At 63.6% G+C, this 15,366-nt stretch carries 18 protein-coding genes and 1 tRNA gene; 13 read left to right on the top strand and 6 right to left on the bottom strand.

Annotation, left to right across the window (positions count from 1 at the left end; all coding sequences use genetic code 11):
* Nucleotides 1–2: 2 nt before the first annotated feature.
* The 5 genes from KBY75_RS10425 to KBY75_RS10405 all read left to right on the top strand — a co-directional run bounded on the left by KBY75_RS10425 (nucleotide 3) and on the right by KBY75_RS10405 (nucleotide 4,425).
* Complete coding sequence (locus tag KBY75_RS10425; RefSeq protein ID WP_255023876.1) at nucleotides 3–1,547, top strand: NADH-quinone oxidoreductase subunit M; 1,545 nt, start codon at nucleotides 3–5, stop codon at nucleotides 1,545–1,547.
* Nucleotides 1,547–2,686, top strand: a complete 1,140-nt coding sequence (locus KBY75_RS10420; RefSeq protein ID WP_254937083.1) for a CO2 hydration protein — start codon at nucleotides 1,547–1,549, stop codon at nucleotides 2,684–2,686. Before KBY75_RS10425 ends, KBY75_RS10420 begins: the two co-directional genes overlap by 1 nt.
* 63 nt (nucleotides 2,687–2,749) lie before the next feature.
* Nucleotides 2,750–3,007: a 4a-hydroxytetrahydrobiopterin dehydratase gene (locus KBY75_RS10415; protein ID WP_255023846.1), complete on the top strand. Its 258-nt coding sequence runs from the start codon at nucleotides 2,750–2,752 to the stop codon at nucleotides 3,005–3,007.
* Nucleotides 3,004–3,930 (top strand): CbbX protein, encoded by a 927-nt coding sequence (gene cbbX, locus KBY75_RS10410; RefSeq protein ID WP_254937085.1) that lies wholly within the window; start codon nucleotides 3,004–3,006, stop codon nucleotides 3,928–3,930. Before KBY75_RS10415 ends, cbbX begins: the two co-directional genes overlap by 4 nt.
* Nucleotides 3,931–3,954: 24 nt before the next feature.
* Entirely contained in the window at nucleotides 3,955–4,425 is a 471-nt protein-coding gene (locus tag KBY75_RS10405; RefSeq protein WP_255023845.1) for a hypothetical protein, read from the top strand.
* A 23-nt stretch (nucleotides 4,426–4,448) separates the two neighbouring features.
* On the opposite strand, the gene dnaA is transcribed toward KBY75_RS10405, so the two are convergent.
* Entirely contained in the window at nucleotides 4,449–5,840 is a 1,392-nt protein-coding gene (dnaA, locus tag KBY75_RS10400; protein WP_254937087.1) for a chromosomal replication initiator protein DnaA, read from the bottom strand.
* Between the two features lie 97 nt (nucleotides 5,841–5,937).
* Here dnaA and KBY75_RS10395 point away from each other — a divergent pair, with 97 nt between their 5' ends.
* From KBY75_RS10395 to KBY75_RS10385, 3 genes are read left to right on the top strand one after another with little or no spacing between them, the layout of a single operon-like run.
* On the top strand, nucleotides 5,938–7,062 hold the full coding sequence (locus KBY75_RS10395; protein ID WP_255023844.1) for a trypsin-like peptidase domain-containing protein: 1,125 nt from the start codon (nucleotides 5,938–5,940) through the stop codon (nucleotides 7,060–7,062).
* A complete protein-coding gene (locus KBY75_RS10390) occupies nucleotides 7,059–7,676 on the top strand; it encodes a TIGR04282 family arsenosugar biosynthesis glycosyltransferase (RefSeq protein WP_254937089.1) in 618 nt (205 codons plus the stop codon). The genes KBY75_RS10395 and KBY75_RS10390 overlap by 4 nt, the downstream gene beginning before the upstream one ends.
* On the top strand, nucleotides 7,667–8,395 hold the full coding sequence (locus KBY75_RS10385) for a TIGR04283 family arsenosugar biosynthesis glycosyltransferase (protein WP_255023843.1): 729 nt from the start codon (nucleotides 7,667–7,669) through the stop codon (nucleotides 8,393–8,395). Before KBY75_RS10390 ends, KBY75_RS10385 begins: the two co-directional genes overlap by 10 nt.
* 9 nt (nucleotides 8,396–8,404) lie before the next feature.
* Here the strand turns inward: KBY75_RS10385 and KBY75_RS10380 are convergent, their stop codons facing one another.
* Complete coding sequence (locus KBY75_RS10380; protein WP_254937091.1) at nucleotides 8,405–8,893, bottom strand: GNAT family N-acetyltransferase; 489 nt, start codon at nucleotides 8,891–8,893, stop codon at nucleotides 8,405–8,407.
* 8 nt (nucleotides 8,894–8,901) lie between these two features.
* On the opposite strand from KBY75_RS10380, the gene KBY75_RS10375 reads away from it, so the two are divergent.
* The gene (locus KBY75_RS10375) at nucleotides 8,902–9,738 is read left to right on the top strand and encodes an alpha/beta fold hydrolase (protein ID WP_255023842.1); all 837 of its coding nucleotides are present in this window, start codon (nucleotides 8,902–8,904) and stop codon (nucleotides 9,736–9,738) included.
* 1 nt (nucleotide 9,739) lies between these two features.
* Here the strand turns inward: KBY75_RS10375 and KBY75_RS10370 are convergent, their stop codons facing one another.
* Both KBY75_RS10370 and hisG read right to left on the bottom strand, forming a co-directional pair.
* Nucleotides 9,740–11,539 carry an ABC transporter ATP-binding protein gene (locus KBY75_RS10370; protein WP_255023841.1) on the bottom strand — a complete coding sequence of 600 codons (1,800 nt, stop codon included), beginning with the start codon at nucleotides 11,537–11,539 and terminating at the stop codon, nucleotides 9,740–9,742.
* The gene (gene hisG, locus KBY75_RS10365) at nucleotides 11,539–12,186 is read right to left on the bottom strand and encodes an ATP phosphoribosyltransferase (RefSeq protein WP_254942343.1); all 648 of its coding nucleotides are present in this window, start codon (nucleotides 12,184–12,186) and stop codon (nucleotides 11,539–11,541) included. Before hisG ends, KBY75_RS10370 begins: the two co-directional genes overlap by 1 nt.
* Nucleotides 12,187–12,238: 52 nt before the next feature.
* Here hisG and gloB point away from each other — a divergent pair, with 52 nt between their 5' ends.
* Complete coding sequence (gene gloB / locus KBY75_RS10360) at nucleotides 12,239–12,982, top strand: hydroxyacylglutathione hydrolase (RefSeq protein WP_255023840.1); 744 nt, start codon at nucleotides 12,239–12,241, stop codon at nucleotides 12,980–12,982.
* Here the strand turns inward: gloB and KBY75_RS10355 are convergent.
* Nucleotides 12,979–14,094: an ABC transporter ATP-binding protein gene (locus KBY75_RS10355; protein ID WP_255023875.1), complete on the bottom strand. Its 1,116-nt coding sequence runs from the start codon at nucleotides 14,092–14,094 to the stop codon at nucleotides 12,979–12,981. The two genes, gloB and KBY75_RS10355, sit on opposite strands and share 4 nt — an antisense overlap.
* Nucleotides 14,095–14,168: 74 nt before the next feature.
* On the opposite strand from KBY75_RS10355, the gene KBY75_RS10350 reads away from it, so the two are divergent.
* Nucleotides 14,169–14,573, top strand: a complete 405-nt coding sequence (locus KBY75_RS10350) for a RidA family protein (protein ID WP_255023839.1) — start codon at nucleotides 14,169–14,171, stop codon at nucleotides 14,571–14,573.
* A gap of 15 nt (nucleotides 14,574–14,588) precedes the next feature.
* Here KBY75_RS10350 and KBY75_RS10345 read toward each other — a convergent pair whose 3' ends face one another.
* Nucleotides 14,589–14,756, bottom strand: coding sequence for a hypothetical protein (locus tag KBY75_RS10345; protein ID WP_255023838.1), 168 nt, complete (start codon nucleotides 14,754–14,756; stop codon nucleotides 14,589–14,591).
* A gap of 346 nt (nucleotides 14,757–15,102) precedes the next feature.
* On the opposite strand from KBY75_RS10345, the gene KBY75_RS10340 reads away from it, so the two are divergent.
* Complete coding sequence (locus tag KBY75_RS10340; protein WP_254937096.1) at nucleotides 15,103–15,249, top strand: hypothetical protein; 147 nt, start codon at nucleotides 15,103–15,105, stop codon at nucleotides 15,247–15,249.
* Between the two features lie 43 nt (nucleotides 15,250–15,292).
* Nucleotides 15,293–15,366: transfer RNA gene (locus KBY75_RS10335), tRNA-Pro, on the top strand.

Below are 15,366 nucleotides of genomic sequence, written 5' to 3'. Positions count from 1 at the left end.
GCCTGATGCTGAGCCTGCTGCTACTTATTCCTCTGCTGGGTGCTCTTGCCCTGGCCCTATGGCCCGGCAACCCCTCGCCCGGACGTATGCGCACCGTGGCCCTGGTGGTGTTGGGCCTGCAATTGATTTGGAGCCTGCTGGTGCTGCTCCGCTTCGACACAGGCCTCAGTGGCATGCAGCTGCAGGAGTCATTTGTCTGGGTAGGCAGCATCGGCCTCGACTACCGGCTCGGGGTCGATGGCTTGTCAATGCCGCTGGTGCTGATCAATTGTGCCCTCACCTTGGTTTCAGCGATCTGCACCCGGGACATCAACCAGCGGCCCCGCATCTACTTCGCCCTGTTGCTGGTTATCAGTGGAGCGGTCAACGGTGCGTTCTTAGCCGAAAACCTGCTGCTGTTTTTCCTGTTCTATGAGCTGGAGCTGATCCCGCTCTGGTTTCTGATCAGCATCTGGGGTGGCGCCAACCGGGCCTACGCGGCCACAAAGTTTCTGATTTTTACAGCGGTGTCGGGGATGCTGATTCTCGGCGCCTTCCTAGGCCTGGCCCTATTAACCGGCAGTGTGGATTTCAGCCTCACCCCTGTCACCAGTGAAAGGCTGGCGATGGGAGGACAGCTGGTGCTGCTCGGCGCACTGCTGGTGGGATTCGGCATCAAGGTGCCCCTATTCCCCTTCCACAACTGGCTGCCCGATGCCCACACCCAGGCATCTACTCCAGTGTCAGTGCTGCTGGCAGGGGTGCTGCTCAAGCTGGGTACCTACGGTTTGCTGCGCTTCTGCATGGGTCTTTTCCCGGAGGCCTGGGCCCTGCTGGCGCCAGGATTGGCCATCTGGGCAGCCGTTTCTGTGCTGTTTGGCTCCCTGGCAGCGATCGCCCAGCAGGACATGAAGCGGATGGTGGCCTATAGCTCCGTGGGTCACATGGGCTACATCCTGCTAGCTGCTGCGGCGGCCACACCGGTAGCCCTGCTCGGGGCGGTTTTCCAGATGGTTAGCCACGGCCTGATTTCAGCCCTGCTATTTCTGCTGGTGGGCATTGTGTATCGCAAGACGGGCACCCGGGATCTTTCGGTGCTGCATGGTCTGCTCAACCCTGAACGGGGTCTGCCTTTCACAGGCACGCTGATGATTTTGGGGGTGATGGCCAGTGCCGGTATGCCTGGCATGGCCGGCTTCATTTCGGAGTTCATGGTGTTCCGCGGCAGCATCACAGCCTTCCCCCTGGCGACCTTGCTTTCAATGGTTGGTTCGGGCCTTACGGCGGTTTATTTTCTATTGCTGGTTAATCGCGCCTTCTTTGGCCGCCTGGCCGTGACACCGGCCACCGACTCGGTGGCCGACGGTCGCCTCGATGTGCGCTTGGCCGCCGTGGCGCCCCGCGAAACCATCCCGGCAATGGGTCTGGCCTTTGCCGTAGTGGCCATCGGGCTGCTGCCCTCGGGCCTCGGCAAGTTGAGTGAGGCTGCCTCCACCTCCATGGCCCAACTGCCAGCTCTGGTGGCGGCAATGCAACTAGCTGCCCTGCATCCGTGGGGGGTGGGCTGATGCCAATCATCTCGGCCGAACTTGTCCACGCTGGGGGTAGGCCTGCTGCCCTAGAACTCGAACAGCAGCTACTCAGCGGCCACACCCTGCTCAGCGAATCCGCAGACCACCTAATCGAGGTGGTGGATGTGCTCAAGAGCTACGGAGAGGTGCTGGATGCTTACAGCATCAACCTGATCTTCCAAGCCGAGCAGCAGTTCCTGCTGCCCTTTCCACTGTTCAAATACCTTGACGGTGACAAAAATCCGGCCAAGATTTGGCGCCACCTAATCCACGACCGGATCAACTTCGAATACGCCGAATACTGCATGAAGGCCATGCTCTGGCATGGCACCGGCGGACTTGATGCCTATCTGGATTCCGATGCGTTTGCGGCTAACTGCGCAGCGATCATTCGCCGCAAGACCCGACTTGATCCCTTGCTGGCCTTGCTTAATCCCCTGTTCAAGGGCTTCCTGCCCGAGCTGATTCGTAGCGCGGCCACTACCCACGCCCTTGGTCAGTTTTGGAGGGTCATGAGCGATCTTTTCATCGATCTGGCCGTGGCTGAGGCAGATGGCAGGGTGGGGTCTATTGAAGCTGTAGTCGAATTCATCAAGGACGGACTTGTCGCCGCCGCTGCTAACCCGATCACCTACGGAGTGGAGGTTGACGGCGAACACTTCTGGGTGCTGCCTCCGGAGGCCGGTCTCACCTTCCTGGTGGATGTGGCAGTGCCCTACGTGGAGGCTGTATTTCTGCGGGGCATGCCGTTTCTGGGCACGGTTAGCTTCAATGCCCAGGCCCAGCAGATCTCACCGGATCAGGCGCAGTTTGCCTATGGCGCCCTATTTGCCGACCCCCTACCGAGCATGGGCGCCGGCATTCCACCCAGCCTGCTGATGCAAGACATGTTCCGGCATCTGCCGGAGCGGTTGCACCAGTGGTATCGCGAGCGCACTCGGGGGGAGGGAGATGTGCGGGTGAAAATCTGCATGAGCTTCCAGAAGTCGATGTTTTGTGTCACCAATGCGGCGATACGTGGCACCTTCCCCCAGCCGCTCAACAGCAGCGAACCAGCAGCCCAGGCAGCAAATCGCGCCTATGCCGCCGCCTGGGCTGCCCGGCTGGCCACTGCCCGTACAGATTGCCTGGACTGAGCTTGCCTTGACTGATCCTGCCTTGGCTAAGCCGCCCAAAATGACCTGTTCTAGCTTCAAGTAATGGACCAACCCTGGACCCCGCGCCCCAAACCCGAGCAGGCCGAAAGGCTTGAGCGGCGTGTTGAATTCAGCGACTACGCCACCACCAGAGACTTTCTGGAGCGGCTCAATGCCCTCTGCGAGACTGAGCAACGCTTCCCCGATATCAGCTTCGGGCGTACCTACGTGAACCTGACGCTGCGTGCCGAAACCGAAGACGGCCCAATCGAAGCAGCGGACTGGGCCTTCACAGCAGCCATTGATGCTCTGGTCTGTTGACACTCCCAGCCCCGGGCAACGACACGGTGATTGATCTTCAGGCGGCCTATGAAGGAGCCGGCATTCAGGCGATGCTCGATCAACTCGACCTGGAGCTGATCGGTCTACGGCCGGTGAAGGCGCGCATCCGAGAAATCGCTGCCTTACTGGTGGTCGACAGGGCCAGGCAGCAGGTGGGGCTAGAGACCAAGCCGCCAAGCCTGCACATGTCATTTACGGGGCGACCGGGCACGGGCAAAACCACAGTTGCCGCCAGGATGAGCAAAATCCTGCACGGACTCGGCTACGTGCGTAAAGGCCATGTGGTGACCGCTACGCGCGACGATCTGGTGGGGCAATACATCGGCCACACCGCGCCAAAAACCCGGGAGATGCTCAAGAAGGCAATGGGCGGTGTGCTGTTCATCGATGAGGCTTATTACCTCTATCGACCAGAAAATGAAAGGGATTACGGCGCCGAAGCCATCGAAATCTTGCTGCAGGTGATGGAGAGCAATCGCGACGACTTGGTAGTAATTTTTGCGGGCTATAAGGAGCGAATGGATATTTTTTATCAATCTAATCCAGGGCTCTCGTCCCGGGTGGCAAACCATATTGATTTTCCTGACTACAGCGCCGAGGAACTGCTTGCTATTGCCCAATTGGTGCTAGCTGCCGAGAACTACCGCTTCAGCGAGGAGGCCACTGCAGCCTTCGCCGACTACATCCACCGGCGTATGCAGCTGCCCTTCTTCGCCAATGCTCGCTCGATCCGTAACGCCATCGATAGAGCCCGGATGCGCCAGGCCAACCGCCTATTCAGCCGCCTCGGCAGCCCCCTAACCAAACTCGATCTGATGACGATCGAGGCTGAAGATATCACGGCCAGCCGTGTATTTGACGGTGAAGTAGAGGGACTAGACCCATCTCGTCCGCTCACCTAAACTTGAGTCTGATTTGATCGCCCCATGTCCCTGACACGCCGTACCGCAGCCGGATTCGCCCTGGGAGTGGCCCTTTGGGGCGGCAGCGCCGTCGCTGCCCCCACCTGCACCTTTCTGCAACCGGTTGGGGGAAATGGCAGCTCACCGATCGTGTCCAAGTCGGTCGGACGGGGCAAATTGATCGGTAAGACCAACTGGAACACCGATTTCTTCATCACCCAGCCCTACACCAGCTTCAAGTTTTTCTTCACGGCTAACTCCTCAGATGCCCAAGCCCAATACCCAGTGGAGGGCAATATGAAGTTCAGCGATGGCTCAAGTCTGCAGATGTTCAATACTCTGATGAATCCCCCGATGGGCACAGGCAAAATGTTTGGCCCCTTTGCAAGCGTGCCCGGCAAGCAGGCAACCCAAATGAATTTCAAGGTAGGGGCAAGCAATGATCCCGCTGCCCTGGGATTCAGTTATAGGATTTCAGTGCAGGGTTGCCGCTGAATTCAATGTAATTAAGCAAGTGTTTAACGACGCTTGCGGGAATCAATCTGCAGCAGGTCTCGCACCTGCTGCACTTGGCGCGAAAGGACCGGATCGCTATTGAGTTTGCGGTCTATTTGCTCAACGGCATACATAACCGTGGAGTGGTCCTTGCCACCAAAAGCTTCACCGATGCGCGGCAGGCTCAAATTGGTGCTCTGGCGCATCAAATACATCCCCACCTGGCGGGCCTGGCTGACTGCTCGCTTGCGGCTAGCGCTGCGCATCTCTTCGACGCCCACACCGAACACCTCGGCGACCTTCTCGATTACCTGGACCGGCTTTACCTCCACATCGCTACCACCGGGATCGAGCATGGGGGCCACCGATTCCACCGTCATCGGCAGGCCTGTGATCGAGGCGAAGGCCACCGCCCGGGTGAGAGCCCCCTCGAGCTCACGGATGTTGGAGGTGAAACGGCCGGCGATGAACTGGATCAGGTCACGGGGCAGCACCATCTGTTCCTGCTCTGCCTTCTTGTGCAGGATCGCCATGCGGGTTTCCAGATCCGGAACCTGGATGTCGGCAATGAGGCCCATCGAGAAGCGGGAAATCAGCCGCTCCTGCAGCCGGGGGATCTGGCTGGGGGGACGATCGGAGGCAATCACGATTTGGCGGCCCGCCTCGTGCAGGGCGTTGAAGGTGTGGAAAAACTCCTCCTGGGTGTATTCCTTGCCCTCAATGAACTGAATGTCGTCCACCAGGATCAGATCGGCGGCGCGGTAGCGGTCGCGGAAGGCCTGCATGCCGTCCTTGCGGATCGCCTGGATCAGGTCGTTGGTGAAGGTTTCGGTGCTCACATAAAACACCCGCGCATCTGGGTTGATCTCCAGCCGGTAGTGGCCGATCGCCTGCATCAAGTGGGTTTTGCCTAGCCCCACGCCACCGCACAGGAACAGGGGGTTGAACTCCCGGCCCGGTGCTTCGGCTACCGCCAGGGCCGCAGCGTGGGCCATGCGGCTGTTGGGTCCCACTACGAAGCGGTTGAACACGTAGCGGGGGTTGAGGCCCGGCGCCAATTTGCGGGGGGTCTCGCCCGTAGCCCGTGGCGCGGCATCACGTTTGTCGACAGCCACGGGGGCCACGGCCGCCACCGCAGCACTGGCGGACGCCGCAATGACGTCATCACCGCTGGCTGCGGAAACCCGAACCTGAACCGGCCTGCCGGCGATCTCACTGGCAACCGCCTCGATCGTGCCGAGGTAGTTCTTGCGCAACCAGCCACAGGCAAAGCTGTTGGGGGCCTCAAGCTGCAGCTGGCCGGCCTCAAATCCTTGACAGCGAGCCGGTCGTATCCAGGTCTCAAAGGTTGGCTTGCTGAGGTTGGCCTGCAGGGCCTGCTGAACCTGGTGCCACAGCTCCTCTCCCTGCTGCACCGAATTCCGCCGTCTCGAAGGAGCCGAATCTACGCATGGTTGCGCAGCAGGGCCGTCTTTAATGAAACGGATTCAGACCTGGCCCAGTTCCATCCCCATGCTCCGCCTCCCCCCCTGCCGTCGAGCTGCGCTGATCGCCCCTGCAGCGCTGCTGCTGGTGGGCTGCAGCCAAGGGCTGCCTGGGCTGCCTGGCCGCCAGAGCACCCAGATACCGATCAGTGATGCGCCCCCAACGCCGCCGCTGCAGCAGGGCAACACCCTGATCGTTGATGCGGTTGCCAAGGTGGGGCCAGCCGTTGTGCGAATCGACACAGTCAAGCGGGTGGTGAACCCCCTGGGCGGCCTGTTTGGCCGCGGGCCCACGATTCAGCAGCAGCAGGGCCAGGGCTCGGGCTTCATTACTCGTTCTGACGGGGTGTTGCTCACCAATGCCCACGTAGTGGAAGGAGCCAGTGAAGTGACCGTGACCCTGCCCGATGGCCGCACCTTCACCGGCAAGGTGCTCGGTAGCGATCCGCTAACCGATGTGGCGGTGGTGAAGGTGGTGGCCTCCAAGCTGCCGGTTGCTCCACTGGGCGATTCCGCCAAAGTGCGCCCGGGCGAATGGGCCATCGCCATTGGCAATCCGCTGGGCCTCGATAACACCGTCACAGCTGGAATCATCAGCGCCATTCAGCGCACCAATGCGGTGGGTGAGGGCCAGCGCGTGCCCTACATCCAGACCGACGCCGCCGTGAATCCCGGCAACAGTGGCGGCCCCCTAATCAATGATCGGGGTCAGGTGATCGGCATCAATACAGCGATCCGTCAGGCCCCAGGCGCCGGCCTGAGTTTTGCGATCCCAATCAACGTTGCTCGCCAGATCGCCGCCCAGATCCTCGAGAAGGGCTCCGCCAGCCACCCATACATCGGCGTACGCCTGCAGGCCCTAACGCCCCAGTTGGCTAGAGAGATCAACGCCAGCACCGATGAATGCCGGCTTCCCGAGGTGAATGGGGTGGTGGTGGTGGAGGTGATGCCCGGCAGCCCAGCCGCCGAGGGTGGCCTCAAGCCCTGCGACCTGATCGACCAGGTGGGAGGCAAGGCCGTAAAGAACCCCTCCGAGGTGCAGCTGGCAGTGGACCAGGGCCGGGTGGGTCAGCCTCTGGCCGTATCCCTGCGGCGCGGCGACGGGCGGCTGACCCTGCAGCTCAAGCCAGCGGAACTGCCCCGCCAGGGGTGAGCGCTACCTGCAGCCGCCAGCTGATCGTGATGGCCCGCTGGCCGGCTCCGGGGCGTTGCAAGCGACGCTTGGCCCGAGAGCTTGGTGCAGCCAGGGCCGCCCAAATCCAGGCGCGGCTAACAGTGCACACCCTGGCGGCGGCTAGGGAAGCCCGCCAGGTTCACGGCCTTGAACTGGTGCTTGCCGTTGAGGGCTTGGGTAGCCGCGCCGCCAGGCGTTGGGGCCAGGCGCAGGGGGCGGATAGAACCGTGCTGCAGGGGCGAGGGGCTCTGGGATTGCGTATGCAGCGCCAGTTTCAGCGCGCCGCCAGGGAAGGGGCCAGCCAGGTGGTGCTGATAGGCAGCGACCTGCCCCAGCTCGAAGCCAGCGACCTGTCAGCCGCCTTTACATCCCTTGGGCACCGCCATGGGGTGTTGGGCCCGGCCCAAGATGGGGGCTACTGGCTGATTGGCTTGCGGCGTCCCGACCCGGAGCTGCTCGCCGGCATCGCCTGGGGGAGCGCGCAGGTGCTCGAGCAAACCCTGGCGGCAATGGCGCGGCGGGGCCTGGAGCCGGAACTGCTAACCCGCCGCGGCGACCTCGACTGGGCCAGGGACTTGCTGCCATGGCGCTGATCACCCCAACCACCATTACCCCAACACTCTCCGTGGTGATTGCGGCCCGCAATGAGGCGCTGCGGCTGCCACTTTTGCTTGCCGATCTGGCGGCGGGGTGGGAATTGCTGAAGGAGATTGTGGTGGTGGATGGCAGCAGCGCCGATGCCAGCGCCCGGGTGGCGGCCCTAGCTGGTGCCCAGGTGCTGGCCAGCCCCCCCGGCCGGGGGAGGCAGTTTTGTCTGGGAGTTGAAAGCAGCGGCGGCTCCTGGCTTCTGCTGCTGCATGCCGATGCCCGCCTGCCAGAGCGCTGGCAGCAGGCCGTGGCACGGGCCATCGACCTCAATGGGCCAAAACAAATCGATGCGGCCTGGTATTTCGACCTGAAGATCGCTGGTACTGGCCCTGGCCTGCGGCTGGTGGAGGCGGGTGTAGCACTGCGCAGCCGCTGGCGGCAGCTGCCCTATGGAGACCAGGGCCTGCTGCTGCCCCGATCGCTGCTGCAGCGGGCAGGGGGCCTGCAGCCCTTACCCCTGATGGAAGACCTGGAGCTGGCGCTGCGGCTGCGGCGCCACTGCCGGCTACGGCCGCTGGGTGCCCAGCTGAGGGTTGACGGTCGCCGCTGGCAGCAGCTGGGCGTATGGCAGACGGCACTTAGCAACGCCCAGCTGCGGCGGGCCTGGCGGCGGGGCGGCAGTGCCGAGGAGCTGGCTAGTCGCTACTACGAAGGGGGGTCATAGAAGCCGGCGCTAAGGCGAATACCAGAAGGCGCAACGGCGTTGCAGCGGCTCAAGCTCCCAGCCCTGGGCGACATAAAAGGCCACCACCTCTGGGTCGGCAAACAGGCTGACCCGATCCACTTCCATCGAGCGCAGCTGATCGAGGACGTAAACCATCAACTGCTTGCCCAGCCCAGCCCCCTGATAGAGGGGATGTACTGCCACGTCCCAGACAGTGGCCTCGACGACGCCATCGCCGGTGCAGCGGGCAAAGCCCACCAGCTTGGGCATCCGGGCGTCGTGGCGCCACAGCCCCACCCGCAGCAAGCTGTGCTGCAGGGCTTTGCGCACGCGGCGCAGGGGCCGGCGGCTCCAGCCCACGGCATCGCAGAGCCGCTCAAGCTCGAACAAATCGATTTCCCGCTCGCGGCTGAGCACCAGGCTGAGCTGGGAATTGGGCGTGGGGCAGAGCCGGTGCTGGTCCCCGTAGAGGCTGGTGAGGAGCTCGGCCGAAGCCACAGGGGCGGGTGCAACGCAATGGAACGATCCTGCCCGATGGTCGTTCGAGCTGCGATCGCTGCGCCAGCCTGGGGGGCACGGATTGCCGAGCGCTGGTGCCCCAAGCCCCCTCCCCCCTGCTGGTGGCACTACATGGCTGGCTGCTGGCCGGCAGGCTGTGGAAGCCCCTAGCTGCCGCCCTGGCACCACGCTGGGAGATGTGGAGTCCGGATTTACCCGGCTTCGGCCAGCGGCCCAGGCCCCGGGGGCTGCAGCCAAACCTGGCCAGCTATGGCCGCTGGCTAGCAGCAGCGGCCCAGGAGCAGGCGGGCGGCAGACCAATAGTGCTGCTGGGCCATTCGCTCGGGGGCAGCGTCGCCCTTCATGCGGCGCCCCTACTGGGCGAGCAACTGGTGGGGTTGATCCAGATCGCCGCTGGCGGTGGGGTGTATCAGCCGCGAGCCTTTGCCCAGGTGCGCCGCGGCGGCGCCCTGTTTTTGCGCTGGCGGCCTGGCTGGCTGGCGGAGCTGCCGGGCAGCGATCCGGTGCGCAGCCCCCTGGTCGCCGAGCGCCGGGCTGCCCAGGGCCTGCTGGCCTGCAGCACCGGCCGAGGGGCGGTGCGCCAGCTGCCCCAGCTCACCGCATGCCTGCAGGTGCCAAGCCTGTGGATTGCCGGCGAACGCGATCAGGTAATGGCGTCTCGCTACGTGCGCCATCTGGCCGGTTACGCCCGACAGCACGAGTTCATCGAGCTGGCTGGAGCTGGCCACCTGCCGATGGGACAGATGCCGGAGCAACTGGCGGCACCGATTCAGCAGTGGCTGAGCCGGTTTTCTAGCAGCCAGTTGCCAGGGTCTGAAGATTGATTCAGAGCGCCGCCAGGCCCCGCTCCTGTAGGTCGGCCAGCTGGGCATAGACACCCCCCGCCAGGCGCAACTCGCTGTGGCTGCCCTGCTCAATCAAGTGCCCCTTGCGCAACACCAAGATGCGATCTGCGGCCTCCACAGTGGCAAGGCGGTGGGCAATCACTATGGCGGTGCGCTGTTGCAGCAGCCGCGAAAGGTCGCGCTGCAGGGTGGCCTCTGTGGAGGGATCCATAAAGGCTGTGGCCTCATCCATCACCAGCACTGAGGGATCGCGGATTGCCACCCGGGCTACCGATAAAAGCTGGCGCTCACCGGAGGAGAGGTTGCCGCCGCGCTCACGCAGCTCGGTGGCCAGCCCATCAGGCAGGCGCCGTAGCAGGGGCTCTAGGCCCAGCTCAGTGCAGATCTGATGCAGGGCTTCGCTGCTGATCGGAGCGTCGAGGCGCAGGTTGTCAGCCACATTGCCGCTGAACAGGAAGGTGTCCTGCAGGACCACCCCAAGGCGCTGGCGCAGGGTGGGAATCGGCAATTGGCGGATGTCGATGCCATCGAGCAGGATCCGGCCGCGCTGGGGCTCATAGAGCCGGCACAACAGCCGGATCACGGTGGTTTTGCCTGAGCCGGTAGGGCCCACAAGGGCCACGTGTTCACCGGGAGCAATGCGAAAGGAAAGATCGGTGAGGATCGGGTCGTCTTCTCGATAGGCAAACGACACGTTCTCGAAGATCACTTCACCAGCACTGGACCGCTTAGTGCCGCTCTGAATGGCTGCAGCAGAGCGTTCACTAGCGGGTAGATCAGCGATCTCGATCGGTTGCTCGAGCAGCTCGCCGATGCGTTCAACAGCGGTGAGGCCCCCCTGGATCTGGGTGAAGCGCTCCGCCAGCTGGCGCAGGGGATCAAACAACCGCTGGGAATAAAGGATGAAGGTGGTGAGGGTGCCTAGGCCCATGGCACTGCCGAGCACCATCCAGCCGCCCAGGGCAAGCACCACGGCCACGGCGCTCAGGGCCACCCATTCGATGAAGGCCGAGATGGCGCTGTCAAACAGGATTGTGCCGTTGACTGCCTCGCGATAGGCGGCGGTGACTTGGGAGAAACGGGCGCTGTTGGTGGCTTCGCGGCGGAACATCTGAACCACCTCCAAGCCCTGGAGGTTTTCCTGCAGATCGGCGTTGAGCTGGCTGAGCTCCTCGCGCACCCGGTAATTGGCTTTACGGAAGCGACCTTGCAACCAAAGAATGCCGAGCACCACCGGCACCTGGCTGACCAGCAGCAACAGTCCGAGCCGCCATTCGATCGAGATCATCGTGACCGCGATCACCAGCAGGGTGACTAGGTCGGCCAGCACGCCCACGGCGCCGCTGCCAAACACCTCGGCTAGGGCATCGACATCACTGGTGAGCCGGGTGAGCAGCTTGCCAACGGGGGTGCGGTCGTGGAAGCGCAGCGACAGCGCCATGGCGTGGGCAAATAGGTCGTTGCGAATGCGGGCGGTGAGCCGCTGGCCAACGGCCTGAACGTTGAAGGTTTGGATGCCCTGCAAACCCAGACGCAGCATCACCGCACCAAGCAGCAAAAGCACCAGCAGGCGCAGGGCCTCCGGCACCGCCATGCCATCAAGCCAGCCCAGGGTGGGCTCGCGGCGCAGCACGGCGATCGCTTGGCCCACCAGCAGGGGCTGCACTGCAGCTGCGAAGGCCACCGGGATCAGCAGCAGCAGGGTGAGGCCGAGGCGGCGGCGATCACGGCCGAGGTAGGGCAGCAGGCGGGCTAGGCGTTGCCGGTCAAGGCCTGCCATCAGCTACCTCGGGGGGTGGCAACCAGAGCGATGCGGTCGACGATTCCCTGTAGGGGACCGTCGTCGAGTCGCAGGGCTAAGGGGTGGCCCACCAGCCTTGCGGTGGAGTGGAAAAGATCTTCAATGGCGATCAGGCCGTTTTCCTCCAGGGTGCGACCGGTAGCTACCAGATCGACGATTGCCTCGCTCATGCCGGTAATCGGTCCCAGCTCTACTGATCCAGCCAGATGGATCAATTCCACCGGTAGGTCGAGGGCATCAAAGAAGGCCTGGGCGCAGCCGGTGAATTTGCTAGCAACGCGGCAGTGGGCGGGCAGGTCGGCGGCGCGGCGATAGCCACTGCTTGCCTTCACGGCCACGCTCATGCGGCAACCACCGAAACCCAGATCGAGCAGCTGGGCCACCGGCAGCTGGTGTTCGCGGATCACGTCGTAGCCCACCACGCCGAGCTGGGCCTGGCCGTAGGCCACGTAGACGGGCACATCGGCATTGCGCACCAGCAGGGCCCTGGCCTGACCGCAGGCGCTTGGCACCATCAACTGGCGGTTGCCGGGCTCAAGCAGGCCAGCGAAATCAAGGCCAGCGGCCGCAAAGCGAGCCACCGAATCCTTAAGCAGGGCACCTTTAGCGAGGGCGACGGTGATCATGCCGGGGGTGCAGCGGTGATCATGGAAAGGCGCCACAAACTGGACTTTAACGATGCAGCAACTCAGCGTCGGGCTGATTCCGGTACTGCGCGACAACTACATATTTATGCTCCAACGCCAGGGCCAGGCGGTGGTGGTCGATCCTGCCGTGGCAGAGCCAGTGATCGCTGCCCTCGAGCAGCAGGGGCTGGAGCTGGTGGCGATCCTCCACACCCACCACCACAGCGACCACATCGGCGGCACCCCCGGCCTGCTGTCCCGCTGGCCCAAGGCGGCGGTGCTGGCCAGCCGCGACGACCTGCAGCGAATTCCGCTGCAAACCAAGGGGGTGGGCGATGGCGACAGCTTTGAGTTGCTGGGTGAGCAGGTGCAGGTGATCGCCGTGCCGGGGCATACCCGCGCCCACATCGCCTACTACCTGCCCGCTTCCGGGCACCTGTTCTGCGGCGACACCCTGTTTGCTGGCGGTTGCGGGCGATTGTTTGAGGGCAGCGCAGCCGAAATGCATGCATCGCTGCAGCGGCTGGCCCAGCTCCCAGCAGCCACCAAGGTGTGGTGCGCCCACGAATACACCCAAGCCAATTTGGGCTGGGCTGCCGCGGTGGTGGCAGCCAGTGATCCCTGTGCCGGTGCTATCGAGGCGCGGCTGGCGGCGGTTGGGGCGGCGCGTGCCCGGGGCGAAGCCACCATCCCCAGCAGCGTGGAGCTGGAGAGAGCCACCAATTTGTTTGTGCGAGCCAGCAGCCCGGAGCAGTTGGCCGAGCTGAGGCTTAGTAAGGATCACTGGCCCAGCTAGGGCCGCTGGGCAGAGGGGCCAACCTGCAGGGCCTGCTGGGATGGGAAGAGCACACCGGGGGCTCCGGAGCGCAGGGCTAGCCGGCAGCGTTGGCCCCGGCTGTATTCGGCCTCCAAAGGCAAGCGCAGCCGCAGTTTCAGATCACCGAGCTGCACTCGGTAGAGCCATTCCCGGCCCAGGAATTCGCGCCCCTGCACCCAGGCCTCGCCCTCCGCATCTGGATGGAGACCGATCGCGTCCGGACTGACCAGCACCTCCTCGCTATCACCCGCAGTTCCCCCTTGGGGCAACAGGGAGTAGCCGACTGTGGCGTGCAGGCTTCCTAGAGCTGTGATCACTTGATCACCACACCGCTGGGCCGGCAACAGGTTGCCTTGGAGCACAAAGCGGCCCACAAAGGAGCTTGCGGGGTGCTGCACTAAGTGCCTGGGGCTGGCGCATTGGTGCAGCACCCCATCGCGCAACACCGCCACCCGATCGCAGATTGCGAGTGCTTCTTCGGGATCGTGGGTAACGATCAGGCCGCTGGCACCACAGCGCGAAAGCACGGCAGGCAGCTCGCTGCGCAGCCGCAGGCGCACCTCCACGTCGAGGTTCGAGAAGGGTTCATCGAGGAGCACCACGGAGGGGCCCGGCGCCAGTGCCCGGGCCAATGCGAGCCGTTGGCGCTGGCCGCCCGAAAGCTCGTGGGGATAGCGGCCCTCCAAGCCATTGAGCCCGAGCAGCTCCAACAACCAGCTAGCCCGGCTGCTGTCCTGACCGCGCCGCAGGCCAAAACAGGCATTGCGCCAGGCGTCGAGGTGGGGGAACAGGGCGTAGTCCTGAAAAACCATGCCAACGCCGCGGCGCTCCGGTGGCAGCCAGCGGCCGGGACCGGCCACGGTGCGGCCGTCGATCAATACAGAACCGCGCTCTGGCCGCTCAAAGCCAGCGATCAAGCGCAGCAGGGTGGTTTTGCCGCAACCGGAGGGGCCAAGCAAGCCCACCAATTCGCCCTGATGAAGGGCTAGATCAATGCCCTGCAACGTCCAGTCGCCTGCTGTGGCATTGGCGTAGCGGTGCCACAGGCCTTGCAGCTGCACGTGTTCGCGCAACGGCAAATCGGCAGGCATCAGCTCGGCAAGGGGGCTGGCGATCGGCGCAGGACCGGCAAGGGCCATAGGCTCAGCCACCATCCTGACCTGGCATGAGTCACCCGATGCAGCCCGAAGCCGTAATCACCGCCAGCGCCCCTGCGCCAGTAGGCCCTTACAACCAGGCGGTGAAGGCGGGGGGAGTGCTGTATTGCTCCGGTCAGATCGCCCTGGATCCCAGCACTGGCTTGATGGTGGGGGCTGGTGATGTGGAGGCCGAGACCCGCCAGGTGCTCAGCAACTTGCAGGCCGTGCTGGAAGCTGGCGGCAGCAGCCCAGGACAGGTGCTGCGCACCACGGTCTTTCTGGCAGACCTGGGCGATTTCGCTCGGGTTAATGCGATTTATGCGGAGCTATTTAGCGATGGGGTTTCGCCGGCTCGGGCCTGCGTCGAAGTGGCGGCTCTGCCCAAGGGGGCTCGGGTTGAAATCGACTGCATTGCCCTAGCCGCTGAGTAACTGACTGCCAAGGAATTAGTTGGGCTGATTTAAGGGGCAATCCATCAGCCCGGCAGCTTGCTCGTCTACGGCGCTGAGTCGCTCCAGGATTGAACGCAGGTCGAGGACGGACAACTCGCCATCTCGCCCCCACTTCATCACCGAGCGACCGATATCAGTTGAGTCGCCATTGCCGGAGCTCATCGCCATGACCAGGTCCCCGCGTGTTGATTTCAACACTAGCCAGGCGCGGGGAGCAAGAATTCAAATAATTCGCCCTGCACCAGAGCCGAGCCCTGGCAAGGACTAGGGGACTGGGGCTGACCCCGGACTGGAGCAGCACAAAAGGCCTGCAAATGTGACGTCCACTCTTCGGCGCGGAAGACGGCGTATGGGGAGGAAACCGGGGCGGATGCCGGGGCGGAAATCATGACCCTGGGCGGCTAATACACCCGTACCATAGGCGAGAAATTGCATTGTCAACTGCCCAGGCCTGCCCTGGCCTGGCCCGCTTTGACCAGGATGATGGATTCGCCTGTCTGCGATTGAGATGAAACTGCCAGAGGGTTGGCGGGTCTGGCTGCTGGTCATTGGGCTGAATGCCCTAGCCGGCTATCTCTGGTTTATCGATCGAGGCGTTGAGCCGCCAGCCGCTGGCGGCAACCTCCTGGACCTGATCCGATCCATCGGCCACTGAGCCTTGCCTGACGGCGCCGACGCACCCCTAAGCTCTTTCCCAACGGGGCGTGGCGCAGCTTGGTAGCGCGGGTGCTTTGGGAGCACTAGGTCGCAGGTTCGAATCCTGTCGCCCCGA

The organism is Cyanobium sp. T1G-Tous (assembly GCF_024345455.1).
GTDB lineage: Bacteria > Cyanobacteriota > Cyanobacteriia > PCC-6307 > Cyanobiaceae > Cyanobium_A.
This window is presented reverse-complemented; position numbering and strand designations above follow the sequence as displayed.

What these genes read in the sequence shown, in the direction of transcription:
- KBY75_RS10420 (WP_254937083.1), top strand. Translation starts at nt 1,547, where the DNA reads ATGCCAATCATCTCGGCCGAACTTGTCCACGCTGGGGGTAGGCCTGCT.
- KBY75_RS10415 (WP_255023846.1), top strand. Translation starts at nt 2,750, where the DNA reads ATGGACCAACCCTGGACCCCGCGCCCCAAACCCGAGCAGGCCGAAAGG.
- KBY75_RS10405 (WP_255023845.1), top strand. Translation starts at nt 3,955, where the DNA reads ATGTCCCTGACACGCCGTACCGCAGCCGGATTCGCCCTGGGAGTGGCC.
- KBY75_RS10395 (WP_255023844.1), top strand. Translation starts at nt 5,938, where the DNA reads ATGCTCCGCCTCCCCCCCTGCCGTCGAGCTGCGCTGATCGCCCCTGCA.
- KBY75_RS10385 (WP_255023843.1), top strand. Translation starts at nt 7,667, where the DNA reads ATGGCGCTGATCACCCCAACCACCATTACCCCAACACTCTCCGTGGTG.
- KBY75_RS10370 (WP_255023841.1), bottom strand. Translation starts at nt 11,539, where the DNA reads ATGGCAGGCCTTGACCGGCAACGCCTAGCCCGCCTGCTGCCCTACCTC.
- hisG (WP_254942343.1), bottom strand. Translation starts at nt 12,186, where the DNA reads ATGATCACCGTCGCCCTCGCTAAAGGTGCCCTGCTTAAGGATTCGGTG.
- gloB (WP_255023840.1), top strand. Translation starts at nt 12,239, where the DNA reads ATGCAGCAACTCAGCGTCGGGCTGATTCCGGTACTGCGCGACAACTAC.
- KBY75_RS10355 (WP_255023875.1), bottom strand. Translation starts at nt 14,094, where the DNA reads ATGCCTGCCGATTTGCCGTTGCGCGAACACGTGCAGCTGCAAGGCCTG.
- KBY75_RS10350 (WP_255023839.1), top strand. Translation starts at nt 14,169, where the DNA reads ATGAGTCACCCGATGCAGCCCGAAGCCGTAATCACCGCCAGCGCCCCT.
- KBY75_RS10345 (WP_255023838.1), bottom strand. Translation starts at nt 14,756, where the DNA reads ATGAGCTCCGGCAATGGCGACTCAACTGATATCGGTCGCTCGGTGATG.
- KBY75_RS10340 (WP_254937096.1), top strand. Translation starts at nt 15,103, where the DNA reads ATGAAACTGCCAGAGGGTTGGCGGGTCTGGCTGCTGGTCATTGGGCTG.